The sequence below is a fragment of the Acidimicrobiales bacterium genome (genome assembly GCA_035546775.1).
Lineage (GTDB): Bacteria > Actinomycetota > Acidimicrobiia > Acidimicrobiales > JACCXE01 > JACCXE01.
Genome location: DASZWD010000004.1, coordinates 19,502 through 39,979, shown reverse-complemented (window position 1 = coordinate 39,979; position 20,478 = coordinate 19,502). Strand labels below are relative to the sequence as shown.

Annotated in this window: 15 protein-coding genes and 1 tRNA gene; 7 read left to right on the top strand and 9 right to left on the bottom strand. The window is 66.9% G+C overall.

The genetic code is table 11. From position 1 onward, the window contains the following. Positions 1 to 148 precede the first annotated feature (148 nt). Positions 149 to 2,818 carry a MobF family relaxase gene (gene mobF / locus VHC63_01205; GenBank protein HVV35188.1) on the bottom strand — a complete coding sequence of 890 codons (2,670 nt, stop codon included), beginning with the start codon at positions 2,816 to 2,818 and terminating at the stop codon, positions 149 to 151. 580 nt (positions 2,819 to 3,398) lie between these two features. Between mobF and VHC63_01200 the strand changes: the two genes are divergently transcribed. Further along, a complete protein-coding gene (locus tag VHC63_01200) occupies positions 3,399 to 3,611 on the top strand; it encodes a hypothetical protein (protein ID HVV35187.1) in 213 nt (70 codons plus the stop codon). A gap of 15 nt (positions 3,612 to 3,626) precedes the next feature. Next, positions 3,627 to 4,061: a hypothetical protein gene (locus VHC63_01195; protein ID HVV35186.1), complete on the top strand. Its 435-nt coding sequence runs from the start codon at positions 3,627 to 3,629 to the stop codon at positions 4,059 to 4,061. Positions 4,062 to 4,350: 289 nt separating this feature from the next. On the opposite strand, the gene VHC63_01190 is transcribed toward VHC63_01195, so the two are convergent. Next, a complete protein-coding gene (locus VHC63_01190; GenBank protein HVV35185.1) occupies positions 4,351 to 4,503 on the bottom strand; it encodes a hypothetical protein in 153 nt (50 codons plus the stop codon). A 264-nt stretch (positions 4,504 to 4,767) separates the two neighbouring features. On the opposite strand from VHC63_01190, the gene VHC63_01185 reads away from it, so the two are divergent. Next, positions 4,768 to 6,021, top strand: coding sequence for a hypothetical protein (locus tag VHC63_01185; protein HVV35184.1), 1,254 nt, complete (start codon positions 4,768 to 4,770; stop codon positions 6,019 to 6,021). 568 nt (positions 6,022 to 6,589) lie between these two features. Here VHC63_01185 and VHC63_01180 read toward each other — a convergent pair. Then, positions 6,590 to 7,660: a hypothetical protein gene (locus VHC63_01180; GenBank protein HVV35183.1), complete on the bottom strand. Its 1,071-nt coding sequence runs from the start codon at positions 7,658 to 7,660 to the stop codon at positions 6,590 to 6,592. A 102-nt stretch (positions 7,661 to 7,762) separates the two neighbouring features. Here VHC63_01180 and VHC63_01175 point away from each other — a divergent pair, with 102 nt between their 5' ends. The 3 genes from VHC63_01175 to VHC63_01165 all read left to right on the top strand — a co-directional run bounded on the left by VHC63_01175 (position 7,763) and on the right by VHC63_01165 (position 11,726). Further along, positions 7,763 to 8,506, top strand: a complete 744-nt coding sequence (locus VHC63_01175) for a hypothetical protein (GenBank protein HVV35182.1) — start codon at positions 7,763 to 7,765, stop codon at positions 8,504 to 8,506. A gap of 189 nt (positions 8,507 to 8,695) precedes the next feature. Continuing rightward, on the top strand, positions 8,696 to 10,351 hold the full coding sequence (locus VHC63_01170) for a hypothetical protein (protein HVV35181.1): 1,656 nt from the start codon (positions 8,696 to 8,698) through the stop codon (positions 10,349 to 10,351). 775 nt (positions 10,352 to 11,126) lie between these two features. Then, the gene (locus VHC63_01165; GenBank protein ID HVV35180.1) at positions 11,127 to 11,726 is read left to right on the top strand and encodes a nuclear transport factor 2 family protein; all 600 of its coding nucleotides are present in this window, start codon (positions 11,127 to 11,129) and stop codon (positions 11,724 to 11,726) included. Positions 11,727 to 13,003: 1,277 nt separating this feature from the next. Here VHC63_01165 and VHC63_01160 read toward each other — a convergent pair. From VHC63_01160 to VHC63_01145, 4 genes are read right to left on the bottom strand one after another with little or no spacing between them, the layout of a single operon-like run. Further along, positions 13,004 to 13,612, bottom strand: a complete 609-nt coding sequence (locus tag VHC63_01160) for a histidine phosphatase family protein (GenBank protein HVV35179.1) — start codon at positions 13,610 to 13,612, stop codon at positions 13,004 to 13,006. Between the two features lie 2 nt (positions 13,613 to 13,614). Further along, positions 13,615 to 14,040, bottom strand: coding sequence for a metal-dependent hydrolase (locus VHC63_01155; GenBank protein HVV35178.1), 426 nt, complete (start codon positions 14,038 to 14,040; stop codon positions 13,615 to 13,617). A 10-nt stretch (positions 14,041 to 14,050) separates the two neighbouring features. Continuing rightward, positions 14,051 to 14,758: a hypothetical protein gene (locus VHC63_01150; GenBank protein ID HVV35177.1), complete on the bottom strand. Its 708-nt coding sequence runs from the start codon at positions 14,756 to 14,758 to the stop codon at positions 14,051 to 14,053. Continuing rightward, positions 14,755 to 16,905: a PBP1A family penicillin-binding protein gene (locus VHC63_01145; protein HVV35176.1), complete on the bottom strand. Its 2,151-nt coding sequence runs from the start codon at positions 16,903 to 16,905 to the stop codon at positions 14,755 to 14,757. The genes VHC63_01150 and VHC63_01145 overlap by 4 nt, the downstream gene beginning before the upstream one ends. A 52-nt stretch (positions 16,906 to 16,957) precedes the next feature. Here VHC63_01145 and VHC63_01140 point away from each other — a divergent pair, with 52 nt between their 5' ends. Then, a complete protein-coding gene (locus VHC63_01140) occupies positions 16,958 to 18,790 on the top strand; it encodes a hypothetical protein (protein HVV35175.1) in 1,833 nt (610 codons plus the stop codon). Here VHC63_01140 and VHC63_01135 read toward each other — a convergent pair. Continuing rightward, positions 18,744 to 20,300: an ATP-binding protein gene (locus VHC63_01135; protein HVV35174.1), complete on the bottom strand. Its 1,557-nt coding sequence runs from the start codon at positions 20,298 to 20,300 to the stop codon at positions 18,744 to 18,746. The genes VHC63_01140 and VHC63_01135 overlap by 47 nt on opposite strands. A gap of 73 nt (positions 20,301 to 20,373) precedes the next feature. Further along, positions 20,374 to 20,447 (bottom strand) — tRNA-Val (locus VHC63_01130). Positions 20,448 to 20,478: the final 31 nt, after the last annotated feature.

Below are 20,478 nucleotides of genomic sequence, written 5' to 3'. Positions count from 1 at the left end.
GCGCGAGTGTGCGCCGACGGAGCGCACCGAACAGTGGGGCTGTGACCAGGAGGGCGGACGGCCACGATGGTCGAGGGTCTGCTCCGACCATCGCGTTCTCGCGGACTGCCCCCGGAGTTGCGTTCTGGCACGCGGTGTTGGCCATCGGTCACAGTTCTGCGCCGAAATCCTCGACCGCGCTACGGCTGAAAGCCTTCGCCGCGTCGACGCCAACCGCAGAGCGGAAGTGGTCTTGAACGAGAGCGCTCGCTTCCTCACCAAACCGTCGCGCGAGTCGGTTCGCATCACGTTGGAGCGCGGCGAGTTCCTGCCGTGTTTCGATCGCGGGCTCATCGTCCCACGCTTTGGAGATGGCGGCACCGAGCACATCGAGAGCGTCTCGGTTCGCGTCGGTGACGACGAGCGCGTCGTTGGTCCGTCGGCCTCGCGTCATACCGACGTATACACCGCGGCCGTCGATCATGTCGTCGGCGACGAGGATGCAGCGGTCCACCGTCCGGCCCTGTGCGGCGTGAATCGTCTGCGCGTAGCCGAGGTCGAGGTAGGCCGCGACGTACTTGGAGGGCAGGCTCACCCTCCCGTCCGCGTTGCGAACCGTGAGCGTGAGCTTGCGCTGGTCGATGCCGAAGATCGTCCACTCTGCGCGGTTGCGGACCATCACGCCCCGGTCGGTTCGCAGCGTTCGGTCGTTGCGTCGAGTCACGACTCGGTCTCCAACAAAGAAACGAAGGCCTTCGCTCGTCTCGACGTAGCGACTTCCGAGTTGGCCGGCGTCGTGACGCATCGTCTGGATCGTGCCGTTGAGTCGCCGCGCGGCCTCGTTTGCCGGCGTGACGATGAGCGCGCTTTCGCCGCGTTGATGCGCGTCCCACCAACGCCTCGCGGCGAAGCGCTCCATCTCGATGCGGGTGCCTCCGGCGATTCGTCCGTGTTCTTCGTAGAGAGCGAGCACATCGCGGTCGCCGGCGCGCAGCCGTTTGCTGGCTGCACGCTCCCAGGCTTGGTCGAATCGGTGGATGCGTTCGAGTTCGATCGCAGGTCCAGTTTCAACGAAGTGGGCGAACATGCCGGCCCGGTCCACGGCAGAAAGCTGGTGCGGGTCGCCGACGAGTGCGACCCGCCACCTGTTCAAGTCGGCGAGACCGGCAAGCGCGGCCAAACGTGGGGTGCCGAGCATCGAGGCTTCGTCTACGACGAGCGTCGATCCCGCTGGGAGCCGGTAGCGGGCCGCCACGGGACCGCCATGTCGCTGGTGTTCGAGCAGCAGCTTGTCGACGGTGTCGGCGTTCATGCCGGTCTCGCCGGCAAGCACCGCGGCCGCCGAGGCAGATGGCGCGACACCGAAAACCGTGACGCCGGCCGCGTGGAGCGCGCGCACCGCTGGGCGCAGCGCCGTTGTCTTTCCTGCGCCGGCCGGCCCAACGACACAGACCAGCGGTGCTGTGCCTGCGACCGCTGCCGCGACGACGCGCTGCGCGGCATCAAGCTCTTCGACCTCTACGCCGGTGAGGTGGGCCGGCGTGCCCGGCGACGCCCAGCGTCGTTCGGCCCAGGCCACGAGAGCTTCCTCCTGCTCGATGATCGAAGGGAGCGTGAGCCGGCGATCGAGCGCCGATTCAGTGATGGGGCGGCCGTCGGACCGCACGGGAATGCGCTCGTCGAGTTCGGGCCCGAGGTCGACAAGCTGCCTCGCAATGGCCTCTTCGGCAACCTCTTCGATGCGGGCAACAAGCTGATCTGCGCGCTCCGAGGTTGTTGTTGGCGTGGCGCGGGCGACGGCGCCGACAAGTTCGGTTGGCCTCCAGCCCGACTGACGCTCAGCAAGGTCCGCGAGGGCGAAGAGTCGCATCCGCGAGGTGTCGGCCGCGTCTAGCGGGAGACCCTGTCGTCTGTCGGTCACTGCGGCGATCAACGTCTCAGGTTGGACCCCGACTTCGGTCAACTCGTGCCGCCACGTGTCGCGCAGTTCGTTGGCCGCGCGACCTTTCGGCTTGGACGGGCGCGAGTCGACAACCGCCTCCCGTTCCAGCCGCCACCGCTCACGCGCCATGGGCTCACGGCTCAGCGTCTCGCGAAATCGGTCGAGCTTGACCTGCAGGCGTGCCTCGACATCTCCCGCTCGACGGGAGAACCGGTCGAGCACCTCGTCAGGAACGCCGGCCATCTCTGCGATCCCGTTGACCGGATCGCGCCACTCGACGCGCAGCCGGCGCGTGAGCTCGGCTCGCAAGCCTGCGTGGTACAGCGCCGACAACGCCCGCTGGTCGTGCTTGATCAGGCGGGCGTCGAGGGCGTACCAGCCGCCGTTGGGAGCTCGCACCTTCGCGACGACGACGGCGTGGGTGTGTAGCTGCGGATCCAACGCGCGGCTCGTGTGCTGGCGGAACCGGGCAACAGCAAGACCGCGACCGTCGACCACGACCACCTGGCCCCCGATGGACGGCCGGACATGGGCGTGGCGCTCGACGAAGCTCAGCACCGCCTCCACCGCCGCGTCGTGCGCAGCCGCAACCTCGGCCCTCAGGTCCGGTTCGCCAACGGCCCAGACGACTGACACGGACTTCGGCGCCGAGAAGGTGATGTCGTAGCCACGGGCCGACCGCTCGCCATACGCGCGACCGAGCAACGCACCGGTAGCCGGATCGCGTCCGGCCATCAGCGCGAGGAACTCGTCGGCGTCGACGTCGCCGGACAGCTCGAACTCGCGTTCCGCGCCGCTCCCCCACCACCGGCCCGCGGGTTCGCCGCCGTCGACGTAGTAGCCGCCAAGCTCCTCGGTGTAATACGCGCCCGCGGACGCGCCCTTCAGCGTGGTCACACGTACGGTCAACGCACACCACCCACACAGCGAACCCGTTTGCACTCGTCTGTCGTTGTTGGTTCCGAGGGCGGGAGAGGTCGCTGAGCCATTGGGGTCAAGCCTCGGGGCCGTCGAACAGGCTGAGCTGTTTGCAGGCGCGATCAAGAGTTGAGGTTGAAGGCGACAGCGATGGGCAGGTGCGAGTGCGAGGCCGGCGTCGACGATCAAGACCGAAGGTCCAGGTCGCAGCAAGGTCGTTGGCCGCGTACCGTCGGCCCGGCGCGGCAACCGGTATGCGCTTCGTCCTGCAGATGAGCGGGACGGCCAGTGGTTCGGTGCCGCGTGCTTCGAGCAAGGCGAGTGCCAGGTCACACGCCGTCGACCAGTCAGTCCGCAGCAAGCGAGCGGCTTGCGGGCCAGTGATCAGCTTCGGGGTGTCGGTCGTCGCCACGGGAAACCTCCGGCGCTCGCGGAGCACCGTCAGGATGCGACAACACCCTCAGCGGAATCCTCAGCGCGTGAAGAGACGGCGATGGACCGGGCCGCTGTGCGAATCAGCGTGAACCTCAGCGTCCCAGGTCACCGGTACAATTTGGGCGTGGCACTGGATCTCGACCGCTACCCGTCCCTGAGACAAGCAGTCGAACGCGCCCGGGCTGCCGCCGAGAAAGATGGATCGCTTCATCCTCTTCCCGGCAAGCACATCGAGACCACACCCGCTTTCCGCGAGGCGTTCGCCAAGATCGTGGCCGATGGCACCTTCGCGGAAGCTGTCGCAACGATCGCGGAACACGATCCTGACCTCGCGTAACGGACGCCGCCCAAGTTGATCGTCGTCGACGATCTCGCGCTCCTGGAGGTGCTCGCCGGCGTCGCCGAGCCCGCGATGCAGCAGGCATTTGAATCCGGAGAAGTGTTCACCACCGGCTGCTGGTACTACCGGCTCGCGAACGCACTGCTGAACAATCGGCTCGAAGGTGCGCTGACGGCAGCGTTCCGCGCTCTCGGTGAGCCCGAACAGGTGCAGGTGCAAGAACACCTTGACGCGCTTCCGCCGAGTGTGGGGCTGCTCGACTACCGCAAGCTGATCCCGATCATGACGACGCTCGAGACGGATCGGCAGCTGAACATGCTCGCTGCGGACGCGATCGCGACAGCAATCGCTGTCGGAGGTGACATAGTCGTGCGCACGGATGCTCCGCTCGTTCGAGCCGCGGCCGCCCAATTCGGCATCGCGTACGAAGTCGTCGAGTCGAGGTAAGCGATTGATCTCGAAGGTCCACGTCGCGAACGTGATGTGGACAAGCAAGCAATAACCCCGGCAGGATGCCTCTGTCGGCAGGGCCCACCGGGGTCTTCGCCGACAGGGTACGCATTCAGCGACGACGACGGTTTGCAGCCGGGGCCAGTGGCCGCGACTGGCTCGAACACGAAATGCCGCATTGTCTTGCCGCTGGCGCCGCAGTGACGAGACTTGCCGCATGACGGCGCAACGACCCAGTCGACGAGCTAAACCTTCGCCCGCATCGTCTCTGCCATCGCGGGTGTCACTAATGGTCGCTCCAGCCGTTGCCTCGACGCTTGGGCTGCTGCGTGACCGATGGACGCTTTCGCAAACGCGATTGCTGGGCGAGCGAGAGTTCGAGCGCGAGGCTGAGAAGCGCGGGCTTCGGCTTCGGCCAGGTCAGCTCGAACAGTTTCATCGGCGCGGCTTGCTCGTCCCGCTCCTCCGCGTCTGGCCGAGTCGCGTAGCGCCTCCGATCCGAACCGACAGCAAGGCACGCTCGCACACGGGTGAGTGGCAAGTGCGGCGCGCTGCCGCTGAGGGCCGAGTTACGGACCCCGCACAGCACGCGTTTCGCCGGTGGCCTCGTAACGCGCACGATCGCGACGTCCGGTATTCGGAGTACCAACTGCTTGCGGTCAGACAATTGCGCGATCTGGCCGCAGGCTTCCAAGGCCGCCGAGTGGGTGACGACATCGAATGGACCCTGCCTCGGGCATCGGTCGAGGTTCAAGAGGTGATGACTCAGTCCCGGAACCTCGCGGTCGCACTCGAACTACTTGCGTCTAGGTATCGCCCTCAGGTTCTGGCCACGCTCCGGTCGCCGTCGGACGATTTGTATTCACACGTCGACGGCATCGAACCAATGCCCGAGTGGCGTCGCTTGGCTGCGAAGCCAGACGTTGTCCTCTCTCAGGCCGAGCATCTTCTTCGCACGGCGGATTGGTTCGACCCGTTGGGGAAATGGGGACGAGTTGCTCGTATCGGTGCACCGAGCAAGTGGGGCGACCTTCGGTTCGACGCGCTGATTGCAATGGACTTTCGGATCGCCGCCGAGCACCTGCTGTTGTTCCGAGAGGATCTAGCTGCGTGCGGGCGTGCACCCGAACTCAAGCCGGTGTCAACCGAGTGGCGCGAGGCGCGCCACAGTCGTCTGGTGGTTGATGCGCGTGAGCGTGCGGAGACATTGCTCGACTTCCGGCTCAGCGAGACGCCCGCCGTGGTTGTTGCATTGGAAGGCGAAACGGAGATGCAGCTCGCGCCGCGAGTCCTGGCGCTAATGGGGGTTGAGGAACGTCAAGGCTTAATCCAGTTCGTGAACTTGAAAGGCGTCGGAGGAGACGTTCGTCTACTCGGCCGTGCTCTAGCCGTGCCGTTGCTCGACCCCAATGGGTTCCGGGGCGCTCGAGTTCTCCGGCGATTGACTGCCTTAGTGATCGCAGTCGATGCGGAGCACGGATATGCGACGCCAGAACTTTGCGAGCGTAAACGTCAAGAGGTCGTTGACGAGATACTTGGTTCCGTGCCGAGCGAAGTGCGCACTCCGAAGATGCGAAGCGATCTCGAGCATCTAGTAGTTGTGCGCACGTGGGGTGACGGTGGACCGTTCGAGTTCTCCCATTTCAGTGATGCAGAACTTGCGCGGGGCATTCGAAGCTTGGCGAGGACCGCTTCGCCGCCCGTGGTCGAGCTAACCGGGCGAGTTGCACGGCATCGAGCCGGCGACCGCAACGTTGAGTCGATCTGGAGGAAATGGCGCAGCGTCACGATCACGAAGCCAATGCTGGCCGACGCTTTGTGGCCCGTTCTCGAGCGCCGGCTTGTGAGCAGGCATTCACGCCGACGAGTACCGATCGGAGAGATCCTCGAAGAAGCGGTTCAGTTAGCGCAACATGTCTCGGTTGTTCGTGAGCTTCGAGTGACGGACGAGGAGTGACGGCGATGCTGATTCGTGACTCTGCGAGAAGGCAACAGAATTGAGCGCGGCCGCGCTCGTTCTCGGCATCATCGGCGCGCTGACAGGCGCACTATCGCTGGGATGGAACATCGCGAGTCATTTTTTGACTTCCGGACGAGCGACAGTTGAGCTTCGCGGTGCGTGGATCAACGGTACGACGTACGCGTCGTTTCCGATCGCTTCGTTCGATGTCTCGAAGCCGACGGCGAGGGACTCCATCCCGGCACTGATGGTCGAGATAACGAACGTAGGCCGGCTACCGGTCACCATCACGGAATGCAGCGTGGGAGTTGGTCCGACGATCGCATATGGCGAGGTCAACCCACCGCGAAACCCCCGAATCCCTTGTCGGCTCGAGGTTGGAGACGTGGCGCGATGGGTCTTCGACGTCGCGGACGTCCTCGAGCTCGTTGACCTGGCCCAGACTCAACTTCCTGACAGGTTCCAGCTACGAGGTCGCGGAACAGTCGGCGCGGGCAAGTGTCAGTTCTCGAAGCAGGGAGTCGACCCCTCGCGCCTTCGCGCCTGAGTCCCCAGAGGTTGCCGGTCAGTTGAGAGGAAACCACGCGCTCAATCGACGCTCTCGCCTCGTGAGGAAGCCGTGGGGGTCGCCCTCGCCCAACCATTGATAACGCCAGAAGTCAATTGTCTCGAACGACGACCATTCGGAGCCCGTGCGGGGCTTCGCAATCGGCAAGCCGATCCATGTCGGCGGCAGGTCGTTGCTGCACCACACCGAGGGGAAGGGTCCGCTCACGTCGTGCAGCGAGCTGCAGATCGACATGTTGGGTTCAATTTCAGCCTCGTAGTACGCGTAGCCCGTCGCGATGTCAGCCTCGACCTGTTCGGGTGTTTCGAAGAACGGAGTAAAGGCGCAGCCGTGTCGCAGGGTGAGTCCGAACACGATGGGACCTCCTGCATCATGAAGGCAGCCGCACACAACTCGGAAGTCTCCACCCGGCCGTCGCGTCGCCATCCACGCGAGAGCTGCTGCACGGTCAACAGGCTCCTCCGGATGCAAGCGAGTCGAGACACCGGCCTGGTGGCGGAGTGGAAACCCGGTCCACTCGGAATTGGAGTCCCGGTGAACAAGGTCGGGGCAAACCTGCCAGAAGAACTTCGCCGCATCCAGGGTCGTCTCAATGACGTCCTTTCCGACGAGATGCGTGTCGAAATGCACCTTTAGCTTCTGCGTGCTTGCGCGTAGGCGCGCGTGGACGGGCGCAGGCACAGGTTGCCATGTGGCGAACGTACGAAACCCCAGCCCCACTCCACCTACTGCAGCGGTCGGATCGGGCGCGACCGGGTGAATGAGGTGTTGCCCAACGTTCCGGACGTATCTGAACGCCTCAATGAGCTCGACACGCGGATCAGCGGGAGAGTCAAAAAGCGACCGGTAGAACGCTTGACCGGAGAAGTCTTTGCAGAGCACTTCGTTCAGGACTTCTACAAAAACGACGAGCGTTCGAACCGGCGTCGCGAGCGTCTCCGCGTCCACGCCAACGCCTGTGCAGGCGCGTTGATAGTTCGCGATAGAAACCTGAATGTCGCGCATCGCCGACCTGAGCCCGTTTAGTTCGTCGGGCGCCGGTATGAGCGGAGACGTCAGCGGTGGCACGCTCCAAACGTACGACTGTTCGACCCAACTGAGCAGTGACGCAGCGCGACCTCACCAAGATGCCGAGCGACGGCCTTTCCGCCGTTGCCTAGCGTGCGTTCTGTGAAGAAGTGGGCTCTGCGCGTGACCATCGCGCTCGTGCTTGTCGCCGCAGGAGTCGCGTTGTGGGCCTACGTGCTTCATGACGTCAAGTGGGACAAGCCATTTGCTGCGGGCATCCTCGGCGCCACCCTTGGCGCGATAGCAGGTGGCGTCGGAGTTGGGCTCGTGACGCTGTTGTTCGGAGGTCGGATCGAGCGGCGTGAACGTCGGAAGGTGCGGTCCGAGGCGGCGGTTCTCTCGCTTCTCGAACTGCTCGACGGTGACCACCTCACCGCCTTGAACGCGGCATCGCTGGTCTTGTCGCGCTGGGCCGACGGCAAGCCGACTGATCCGTTCAATGGCGACGCTCGGAAGCTGACTGCCGCGTTCAAGAGCGAAGCGGTAGCGGCGTTCTCGCCGGCGAAAAACGCCCTGCAGTCGGTCCGCGTTCTCGCGAGCAGGATTGACGATGACGCGTTCCTCACCCACCTCGGTCAGTACACGACTCTTGCGCTGGTAATAAGCTTGGATCTCGAGTTCGGAAACCCCGATGGTGCCCTTGAAAACATCGCGAGAGCTCGCCTGGTTATTCGCGACCTCGCGGTACTCGGGAACGAAGCACTTGGTCACAAAGCGTGGACGCCAAACGGCGACGCGGAGTGCAAGCCGCCGGGGTTCTATTACGAACGCCAGCCGCCCCTCCGCGTGGTGCCGGGAACAATTGACCCGACGTTGTTTATTGGCGAAGGGAGTCCTGAGGAGTGACCTGCCCCTTCGTCCGACGGAAGCTCAGGCGTGCAGCGGGACGATTGCCGCAAGGTCGCCGCAGACCTGGCTCGTCGCTGGTAGCGGCGACGGACCTCAGGAATTCGCGAAGGCACTTCCTCAGATTGTATTGCTACTCGTGAACCTGAAAGAACATACGTTCGACCGACTGGTCGCCGAGAATGGAGAATGGCCGAACGGCGAATGAGTCAGATGGCCGTCGGGGCCAGCGGCGAGCATTTCGGTGCGCCTGGTACGCCAGAGTCGCTCGCTGCGATTGTCAGCGGCATGTCGGTGATTGACGCGGTGCAGGCGGCGGCGCGACTGAGCGTCACGCTCGAACAATCGGACCGCGGTTCAACGCTTGAGTCGCAGCGCGACCTAATTCGCGAGATCTTTCCGCCTGATACAGCGGCGGCGTTCGAGGCTGACCTCGCCGCTGGACACGAGGCAGGCAGGTACGACGCGCTGTTCTTTCCAGGCCAACTCATGGCACTGGAACGACTCGCGCTTGCAATGGGAGTCGAGGGCCCTGGTACGTCTTTCCAAGACGGAGAGCGCGTCCAAGACTTCGTGTTGGCTGCCGCGCAAGTCAACGACGCTCGAGATCTGTTGGGCGCGTCCGACCCTGACAAGTGGGATCTCGTCGACATGGCGATGTACGCCATGCGCGCGGCAGAAATCAACAAGACCGCTTCCGCGGTGAGCGTAGGCGGTCGTGCGTACCGGCTCTGGCTGACCCCCACTAGCGACTGGCCCTCCGGTTTGGAAACCGTTGACGAATATTGCCTTCGCAACTTCGGGATCAGCGCCGGCCTTTTCAGCGCGATCGCGATGGCCCCTGCACTGATGCTGCTCGACATCAAACTCTCCGGTGCGAATCCTGTCTTCAACACAACGAGCTACTTCAGCGAGACCACGGTCGATCCAGAACTCGCCGTGGCAGTTCTCGACCAACTCACCTTCCAACCAACGCGCTCCGACATCTCAGGCCAGGAGCCCACTTATTGGTGCTTCTACGACTTCGCCGAGACGCCGCTCCTTCCCTGCGGACCAGACCTGCTCGTCCCCGCCTGCTTGCGGTTCGCGATCGAGCGCGCGACCACAGGCATCTTTTGGATGCTTCACCGCGACGCCGGTGACCACACTGGCGCGCTTACAACTCACTTCGGGCGAATGTTCGAGTCGTATTGCGTTGAAGTGACGCGACCACTGTCCAGCCCGGACCTCGTCGTGTCCGGTGAGGTGGAGTACGGGCGAAAGGCAGCTCGAAGGAAGTCATCTGACGTCATGATCGCGGTCAACCACGAGACGCGAAAGGCGCGCGTATTCGTCGAGTGTCGAGCTGGCCGCCCTCCTCGCGCCGTGTTCGAGGTAGGCGACCGAACGAGCTTCATTGCCTACGTCGAGGATCTCAAGGGAAAGCTGCGCCAGCTCGACAGGTCCATCACTGACCATCGCTCCGGGATGTTCGCCATAGAAGGAGATGAAGTGCCGGCCTCCGCGCCGTATCTGCCGCTACTGGTTCTCGACGAACCGTTCCAGTGGTCAATCGCGCTGCGAGCGTTGCTCGATGAATGCATCGAGACGGAGCAGCTGTTTCGCACGGATCAGGTGCTACTCCCGATGGTGTGCGGTCTCACGGAGTACGAGTACATGATCTCGGTCGCCGAGCGTGGGGTCCTGCCGGTGGAGACAGCACTCGCGGAACTCGCCTTCGGTGCTGGTGACGAGTCCCTCAGCGCCTTGGTGTATCGGCTGACGGGCCCATTGTTTCCTCCGTCCTACACGCGTGACGGCTTCGAGGAATACGTTCGAGCAACGCGCAGCCACCTCTTTCGGTAGGTCTTCTCGCGCCGAAGCCGGGACGCAATCAACGAAGGCGTGGCGGCAACTCCATGTGGTTGAGGCCGGCCGCCGCAGCGCACGGGACTAAGACGTCTGCACGGCGCGAAGGCTGGGCCTGTCGGTGTTCGGGACATTCGTCCACTGAGCGCGCACGACGCGGCACGATGGCTCGCCATGAGCCATGTGGCCCACCTCGAGCGTGTGGACTATCGCGTCCTTCGGGAGCTGAGCGACCGTTTCTGTATCGACCCAGAGAAGACCACCAGGCCCGCAACTCGGACAGTCAAATTGGTAGCTCGTTTGCAGCTCACGTCGCGTGAGAAGTTGCACGAACGGACCCCACCGGTGGCTGCACAAGTTGCACACGGCAGTACCAGCCGTCGCCTCCGTGGAGTCTGGCAGGTCGCCCTCGTCCATCACCCAGTTGTCCGAATCGCACTCGGGACATCGTCGAGAGGGCTCAAGCAACAACTCGTCTGCCACGTCACGATGATGCCACTAAGCACGATCCGAAATGGCCGCACACCTGCACCACGGAGGCGGCGCCTTCCCGACGTACTGTTACCGCACGATCGTCCGCCCGGAGCCTCACTCCGTGACACAAACGTGACACGCGAGGGTGCGCAACAGCGCACAACAGCGCGACATGCGGAGTAACGGATTCGCAGGTAGCAGGCCACATCGCCGCGACGGCGCAGGTCACGAAGCCGCCAGAGAAGAATCCCGCTTACAGGCCGACTCACCGTCACCACGTCGTCACTAGCGTTGGGCGATGGCTTCCTGCCGGGAACTTTGGGAGCAACTCTCCGCCGCGGAGAATCGGCACGACACGAGCGGGCATCGCGGGTTCCTCGCCGAGGACGTCGTCGTGCACGTCCCGGGTGGCGCGGAGTTGGGCGGCGTCGACGCCTACTGCTCGATGATCGACGGGTTCTTCGGGTTGTTGCCCGACTACCGCGCCGACGTGCTGGCCGCCGCCGAAGCACCCGACCGCCTCCTCGTGCACTGGCGCATCGAGGGGACGGCGGCGGGCGATCGATCGATCAGCTACACCGGCTGCTCGGTGTGGCGCGCCGATGGTGATCGCATCGTCGAAGGCTGGCTGTACCCCGACCGTGCCCAATGCTCGCCCAGCTCGACGGCTAATCCGTCACCCCGGCGCGTACCCTTGGCCCATGGCTTGGGGGCGGCGGTTGGTTGTACTCGTGGCGATCGCGCTGGTCGCGCTGGCGTCGCCGGCCCAAGCGCGGCCGACCGGCGCCGATGTCGTCGCCGCCTGCCGAGCCACTGTCGGCTCGACGCCGCAGGTCGGCGAGCGGGCATGCCGCACCGGCGAACAACTCGTACGCGGCCCCGCCAACCGGTGCCGTGACCTCGACCTCAACGGGGCGTGCTACACGCTCGACGGCCGCCGCACCGGCGAGGGCCACCTGTCGACGTACCTCGGCGGCTGGACGCATCGCGCCCTCACGTTGCAGCGCGACATCGACGACAACGTGGCGTTGGCGCGGGCGACGATCCCCCACACCCACAACACCTTCAACGCGTCCGCCTACTACCCCACCCTGACGAACCAGGACCCGAACCAGATCTACAGCATCCGCGACCAACTCACGATGGACGTGCGCGCCATCGAGATGGACCTGCATTGGTTCCCGTCGCCCTACGGCAAAGTGAAGAACTTCGGCCAGGCGGTGGTGCTGTGCCACGGCACGCAGGTGATCGGGGTCGACGCCGGCTGCTCGGCCGACCGGCCGTTCCCCGACGGCCTCAAGGAGCTGCGCCAGTGGCTCAACGAACCGCAGAACAGCAACCAGGTCGTGCTGCTCTATCTCGAGAACCAACTGGGCTCCTCGAAGGTCGCCCACGCCACGGCGGCCAAGGAGATCCGCGAGGGCCTCGGCGACTTGGTGGCGCGCCCGCCGGCGGGTCACCGGTGCGCGCCGCTCGACACGTCGACCACACCCGCGCAGATCCGCGCCGCGGGCCATCGCGTGATCATCGTGGGCAACTGCGGACCGGGGGCGTGGGGCACGTGGGTGCACGAGCGCGGCGCGTCGTCGAACTGGGTCGAGTCGTCGTCGGGTGCGGGCGACGACTACCCCGGACTCAAGACCGATTGCCCCGCGGAGCGCGCCCGCACCGGCGCCGGTCACGCCGTCGTGCGCTGGTACGAAGACTCGACGTGGCTGTCGGCCATGGTGGGCGGGTCGTCGAGTCAACTCACGACCCGCGAGGCGGGCGCCATGGCGCGCTGCGGCGTGACGCTCATCGGCTTCGACCAGCTCACGCCCGAAGACCCGCGCCTGTCCGCCATCGTGTGGTCATGGGCGCCGAAGGAACCGGCGGCCAACGGCGCCGGGCCGGCGTGCGCGGCCTCGATCGCCGACGCGGGGTTCCACACCGACGACTGCGGCCAGCCGCACGCCTTCGTGTGCATGGTCAACCCCGACACCTGGCGCGTCACGGCGCTCGCTGCGCCGCAGTCAAGCGGCGCCACCGCCTGCGCCCGCGAGTTCCCCGGCTCGCACTACTCGCTGCCCGCCAACGGCTGGGAGAACGCCCTCGTGCGCGCCGCCGCCGGCACCCGCACCGTCTGGCTCAACTACACGCGCGGCACCGACGGCCGCTGGATCCCCTCGACCTGACTTAGTCGGTGGTGACGCCGTCCAAATGGGCGACCTCGTTCCAGGACACGAGGGTCGGCTGGTCGCCGGTGGTGCGGATGCGGGAGATCGACGCCACGTCGCAGAAGAGGCGCCACGCCGCCTGATCGCCGGTGCCGACGGCCCAGGCAACCGCCGCTTTGATCGGCGACACGTGGCTCACCACGACCACGTCTTCGTGCGCCGCCTCGGCCATCAACTCCTCGCAGGCGGCGCGCACGCGCACGCCGACATCGGCGAGCGACTCACCGTCGGGCGGCGTCCACGCCGAGTCCGAGCGCCAGTGCTGCCACACCTCGCTGGGCACTTCGGCGAGCGGTTCGCCGTCGTACTGGCCGTAGTCGACCTCGATCCAGCGTTCGTCGGTTTCGACCTGGGCGACGCCGCACGCCGCGGCGATGGCACCGGCGGTCTCGATGGTGCGCCCGAGCGGACTGGCGATCACCCGCACCGGCTTCACCGAGCGGGCCAGCGCTGCGCCGACCGCGGCGGCCTGACGGGCGCCGAGGTCGTCGAGGGGGATGTTGAGCCGCCCGAGGAGCAGGCGCTGGGCGTTGGCCGCGGTTCGACCGTGTCGGGCAAGGATCAACATCGCTACGCGAGTCTGCCGTCTCGCCAGCGGCGAAGGACGACGACCGCGCCGACGACCCCGATGACCTCGCGCACCACGAGCCACGGCATCGCCGGCACGATGCCGGTCGACCCCCAGCTGCCGAAGCCGGGCCACCAGAACAGCGACTTGTCGACCCACACGAAGTCGAGCACGAGGTGGGCGAAGAACCCGATCGGAATGGCGATGAGGTGCTTGCGCAGCGACCGCCGGTTGATCGTCAACAGCATCACCAGCGCCAGCGAGCCGACGGCGAAGACCAGCGTGTGCGCCAGCGCCCGGTGCCCGACCGGAGCGTCGATGAGTTCGGGCAACACCGCGCCGAGCGCGATGAGGCGGTAGTCGAAGCGCGCGTCGCGCAGGACGGCCCACGCCCCGAGCACCGCGAACGCGGCGTACCAGAAGAACACGCCGGGATGCTTACTCGCGGATGAGCAAGCGACCGCACTCTTCGCAGGTCGTGTGCTGCCCGACCGCCAGCCGGTTGAACTGGTCGAGGTCGGCGGCCGACAGCGACAGGTGGCAGCCGGTGCACACGCCGCCGTGCACGCGGGCGACGGCGATGCCGTCGAAGCGAGCGCGCAGCCGCTCGTAGTTGGCCAGCACCGCCGCGTCGACCTTGGCGGCCAGCGCGGCGCGTTCGGCTTCGAGCGCGGCGAGCTCCTTGCCGCCCTCGCCTTCGGCCTCTTGCAGCGCCGCGAGCACGATCGGGGCCTCGGTCGCCACCTCGTCGAGGATCTGCTGGTTGTGCGCCTGCTCGGCAGCGAGGGCGTCGCGCTGTTCGAGCAACGCCAATCCCGCCTCCTCGAACCCGTCGGCCTGGGCCCGCAGCTGGTCGATCTCGTGGATGATCGCCTGGGCGTCACGGGTCGCGGATCCGGGCGAACGCAGCGCGTCGTCAAGCGCCTTGGCGCGCGCCTCGACGGTCGCGAGCTGTTCTTCGATCGACGCCTCCTCGGCGGCGAGCTTTTCGAGGTCGCCTTCGAGACGGACGATTTCGGCTTCGGCCGCGTGGCGGCGCTCGTTCAACGCGTGCGCCGCGGCGCGCTCGGGCAACACACCGAGGCGACGGCGCAGGTCGTCAATCGCGAGGTCGGTGTCCTGGATGACCAGCAGTTGGGTGCTCACGAGCAGAACGGCGGGTAGTTGTCGGGCCAGTTGTCCGGCTCCTGGCAGCCCGGCTGGGTGGGCGGCGGCTGCGTCGGCGGCGGGTTCTTCGGCGGCTTGGTCGTCGGCGGGCCGCCGCCACCGCCCCCGTCGTGGCCCGGGTTGCCGTCGCCGATGGTGACGCCCGGTTCGCCGACCTGGACGTCGCCCGGCACGACGGTGTCGGTCACACCGGTCGTCGCCGTCGGGCTGAGGTGCATCTGGCGGTTGCCGATCTGCTTTGGGTCGGGAGCGGGGAACGCCAGCGCAGGACGCCCGGCCATCGCGGTGCGCATGAAGGATCCGAAGATGCGCGCCGGGTACGTACCGCCGAACACGCGGCCGACTCCTCCCACGTGATCCATCGAGATCGCGCCCACCGGCGAGCCCATCCACACCGCGGCGGTGAGTTGGCGCGTCGAGCCGACGAACCACGCATCGGTGAAGTCCGACGTGGTGCCGGTCTTACCGAAGGTCATCCACCGACCCGGGTTGGCCGCGGTCCCGGTGCCGTTGGTGACCACGGTGCGCAGCATCGACACGGCCTCACGCGCGATCTGGGTCGACACCTTCTGCTCGCCCTTCGACGCGCCGCGGAACAGCACCTTGCCGTGGCGGTCGAGCACCTTCTCGATGAAGTACGGCTTGTGGTACACGCCGTCGTCGGCGAGCGTCGCGTACGCGGAGGCCATCTCGAGGGGCGACACGCCCGTCTCGAGGCCGCCGATGGCCATCGCCGGCGTCAGGCAGTTGCAGTTGTGGCCGTGCACCTTGAGGTCGGACGTGACGCCAAGGTCGTGTGCCGCCTGTTCGATCTTGTCGAGCCCCACGACCGACGCCAGGCGCACGTAGGCGCAGTTGATCGAACCCGCCGTCGCCTCCGTCAGGCTCATGACACCGCCGCCTTCGCCTTCGGAGTTCTGCAGCTTGTAGGGCGGGTTGTCGGGGAACTGCACGGTGCAGGGCGACGTGCCGTCCACGCTCGTGTTGGGGCCGTAACCCTCGCGCAGCGCGGCCACGAGGTCGAACGCCTTGAACGACGATCCGGGCTGGCGGTGCGACTGCGTCGCCAGGTTGAACTTCTGCGACTCGAAGTCCTTGCCGCCCACGATGGCGCGCACCGCGCCGGTCGACGGTTCGATCGACGCGACGGCGGCGGTGAACTTGCCGTTGGTGTCGGGCAGGATGTTGTCGACGGCGTGCTGCGCGGCGTCGGCGACGGCGGGGTCGAGCGTCGTGTAGATGCGCAGCCCACCCTTGAACACCGCGTTGTAGCGCTCGGACTCGGTCTCGCCGAGGCGGCGGTCGTGCAGCAGCGCCTGCTTGACCTCCTCGACGAAGTAGTCGTTGGGCGTCTTCTCCAGGCTCTGCACGTTGCTCGGCAACGGACGCGCCAGCGCCTGCTCACCCGCCGCCTGGGTGATGACGCCTTCGGTGACGAGCCGGTCGACGACAACCTTGCGCCGCGCCTTGGCCGCCGCCGGATACTTGATGGGGTCGTAGCCGACCGGGTTGCGGATGAGGCCGGCGAGCAGAACGGCGTCGCCCTCGTCGAGCTGCGACGCCTTCTTGCCGAAGTACACCTCGGCGGCCGCCTGGACCCCGTAGGCGCCGTTGCCGAAGTACACCGTGTTGAGGTAGCGCTCGAGGATCTGCTTCTTGGTGTTGTGGTCCTCGAGGCGCCAGGCCAGCAGCGCCTCGCGGACTTTGCGGTCGACGGTCTTCTCCGGCGTCAGCAGCGAGTTCTTCACCAGCTGCTGGGTCAGCGTCGAGCCGCCCTGGCGGACTTCGCCCGACTTGACGTTGGTGGCGAGGGCGCGGAACATGCCGCGCAGGTCGATCCCGTGGTGCTTCCAGAAGCGGTCGTCCTCGACGCCGATGACGGCGTTAACGACGGCGTCGGGTACCTGCGAGAGCTTGACCGGCGCCCGGTTCTCGTCGGCGTGGAGATAGGCGAGAACCGTCCCGTCGCGGCGCAGGACCGCCGAGCGCTCGCTCAGCTCGCTCATCTGGGCCAGCGCCTGGCCCTTCGAGGTCGTCCAGTCGCCGGTGAAGGCGCGCGCCTGAGGAATCAGGATCAGCAGGCCAATCGCCAAGAGCGCTCCGGCGATCGCTGCAGTTCGAACCAAGCGCCCAAGAATCTGCACAGCGCGACAACGCTATAGCTAACGTCGGCCTGCCATGGATCGGCGGACCCAAGCGTTGGCGCTCACCGCCGTGATGGCAGTCGGACTGCTGCGCGGCGGCTGGTGGGTGGCCGTGACCGAGGTCATGAGCCCGATCGACGAGGCGGCCCACGTCGACTACGTCACCGCGATGGGCGACCACGGCGCGCCGCCCAAGGTCGGCCGCGATCGGGTCGACACCCGGATACTCGAACTGGCCAAGGAGTCGCCCACGTCGCAGTGGCGCCCCTCCCCCGTCACCGTCGACAACCACGACCCGCGGTGGGGTGCCTTCGCCCAGAGCTACGAGGGCGTGCAGCCGCCGCTGTACTACGCGGTGCTCGCCGTGCCGTGGAAGCTGCTGCACGGCTACGGCGGCGTGGCCACGCTCTACATCCTGCGCGTCGTCACGCTGCTGATGGCGCTGTGCGCCATTCCGTTGACGTGGTTGTTGGCCCGCGAGGTGTTCCCCGACCGGCCTGAGATCGCGCTCGGGGCATGCGGCGCCCTGGTGTTCGTCGGCGGCTTCAACGCCAACGTCGCCAACGTCACCAACGACGCGCTGGTGATGCCGTTGGTGACAGCCGCGCTGTGGCTGACGGCGCGCACGTGGAACAAGGGGTTCCAGGCCCGCTCGGCGATCGGCGTCGGCGCACTCGTCGGCCTGTCGGTGCTGGCCAAGACCACCGGCCTCGTCGCCATCCCCCTCGTCGCCCTCGGCGCCCTCGGCCCGCTGTGGACCCGTGGCGCGGTGGCGCGCCGCTACGTCGCGTGGGGCGCGCAAGCGGGAGGTGTCGCGGCCGTCTTCGTCATCCCGTGGTTGCTGTGGAACCGGGCGACGTACCACGCCTGGAGCGCGTCGGCCGCCGTCGACAAGATCACCGGTCCCCTCCAGCCGCCGGTGCCGCGCACCCTCCACGGCGTCGTGATGCACCTCAAGAGCGCGGTGACCGCGTTCTGGTCGCCCCAACTGGGCGTCACCCGCATCGGCCACGCGGCGGTGTTCTGGACGCTGGGCGGCGGCGCCATCCTGCTCGCGGGCGCGGTCTTCCACCTGCGCCGCCGCCCGACGCGCGACGCCCTTGGTCTCGCGTGGATGAGCGTGGCGATCCCGCTCGGGTTGCTGCTGATGATCGGGATCATCGCCTACGTGTTCGGCGGATCGTCCTCGGTCGTGGGCCGGCACCTCTACCCCACGCTGCCGGCGCTGCTCGTCGCCATCGCCGCGGCGGCCTGCACGGTGTTCCGCCGGCCGCGTGTCGGGCTCGCGATCGTCGCGCTGCTCGTCGCCGTCGGCGTCACCCTCGAACGCGCCGACGACTCGCGTTACGTCCTCGGCACCTACACGCGCGGCGCCATCGGTCCGCTCACGCCCGTCGTCGGCAACACCCGGGGCGACGGGTCCGTCGCCAGTCCCCTACGCGTGCATCTCGAGGCCAACTGCGTCATCGCCGGCGTGGGAATCGAGTTCGCCAGCGCGCCGATGCCGACACCGACGGTCACCCGCGTCGACGCCGGCGGCGGCACGTTCGCCTTCTATCCCGTTGCAGCACCGGCGCGAGCCGTCGACGTCGACGTACCCGCCGGGTTCCGGCTCAGCGCCACCGCCCACCACCGCACGGCCACACCGGTGGCCTCGGCCTACTGCGCCCAACCCCATCCGGCGCAGCGGCGCTTCGACGCCTTGTTCCACCCCGACCACCCCAACTGGCCCCTCGCCCTCGTTCGTGACTGGCCCACAGGTTGGGCCGTCGTCGCCTGGCTGCTTGCCGCCGCCAGCGCGCTGTGGGCGTGGCGGTCCGTCAGTCCGACAACGCGTCGAGAGCCAGAAACAGATCCTCGATCGTGAACGGCTTCGCCAGCACCACCTTGATGCCGGCGTCGGCCAGCTCGTCGGCGGTCGGGTGCGAGCCGGCCGCCGCGATCGCGACGATCGGGATGTCGCGCGTGCGTTCGTCAGAGCGCAGCAGGCGGACGAGTTCGAGCGCGCCGATGTCGGGCAGATCGACGTCGAGCAGGATCGCATCGGGTACGTGCACCCGCGCCAGGTCGATCGCCATGTGGCCCTGCGATGCGGGAATGACGTCGACATCCGCGAAGCGGGCGAGCATGGCGCTCACCAGCCCGAGGCTGTCGACGTTGCTTTCCACGTAGAGGATGTGCGCCAGATTCGATTTCAATCGCAACGCCCGCGTCGAGGCCGGCGACGCCTCGGCGGCGCGTCCCTCACCACCGGCGTCGTCGGCGCGGGGCAACGTCACCACGAAGGTGTTGCCCCGTTCGTCGCCGGGGGTGACGGTCAGGGTGCCGCCCATCGCCTCGATCAGGCTGCGGCTCAACGGCAGCCCGAGGCCGGTGCCCTTCTCGGCCGTGCCGGACAAACGCACCATCGGTTCGAAGATCATCTCGCACTCGAGCGGCGTCAGCGGCGTGCCCATGTCGGCGAAGCGCAGCATCACGGCGCGATCAGCCACGTCGACGCTGACCGTGACCGGCGCCTCGCGTGCGCCGTACTTGATGGCGTTGGACAACAGGTTGAGTGCGACTTGTTTCAGCCGGTCCGGGTCGGCCCACACCGTCGCGTCGCCGATGGCGCCGGGGACCATCGCCAAGGAGACGCCACGTTCCTCGGCCAGCGGTCGCACGAGGTTCACGGCCGCGCCGAGCACGGCACTCACGCGCACCGTCGTCGGCTTGAGCGACAACCGTCCGCTGGCCAAGCTGGCGCTGTCGAGCAGGTCGTCCACCATCGCCGACAGCTGACGCGCCGCCTGCTCGATGTGGGCGACGTCCTCGAGCGCAGATGACGACAGGTCGTCACGGCGCAACAAGGCGGTGAAACCGAGCAGGCTCGTCAGCGGCGTACGGAACTCATGGCTCACCCAGGCCAAGAAGTCGGTCTTCGCCCGGTTGGCCGCCTGGGCCGCCAGGCGGGCCTCTTTTGCTTCCTGCTCGGCGATGCGGCGCTGGGAGATGTCGGTGACGAGCACGACGATGCCGCGCACGCGCCCGTCGACGATGTCGGGGATGTAGGACGCCTGCGTGTAGCGCTTCTCGCCGTTCGGGGTCGGGATCTCCCGATCGAACATCTGCCGTTCGCCCGCCAGCGCCCGCTCCAAGAACGGCAGGTTCTTGGCGTACAACGCCTCGCCCAGCACCTCGCGGATGTGACGGCCGTGAATCTGTGCCGGCGTCAACCCGAAGTAGTCGACGTAGGCCTGGTTGGCGAGCTGGTTGCGCAGGTCGGCGTCCCAGTAACCGATCAGCGCGGGCAGCCCGTTGAGAATCGCCTCGACGACACCGGCCACATGCGCGGGGGCGTCGTCGATGCCCGGCTCCCACGACGTCTCGTTGCGCACCCTCACCGAACGTATCGACGCCATCCCAACGGCGTGCCGAGGGCCGGCCCAACGGAAGGACAACGATCGCTTGTGGGCGCAGAGGGACTCGAACCCCCGACATCTGCCTTGTAAGGGCAGCGCTCTAGCCAACTGAGCTATGCGCCCGCTTGTGTGAAGGTGCGGGGCGCCAGGGTAC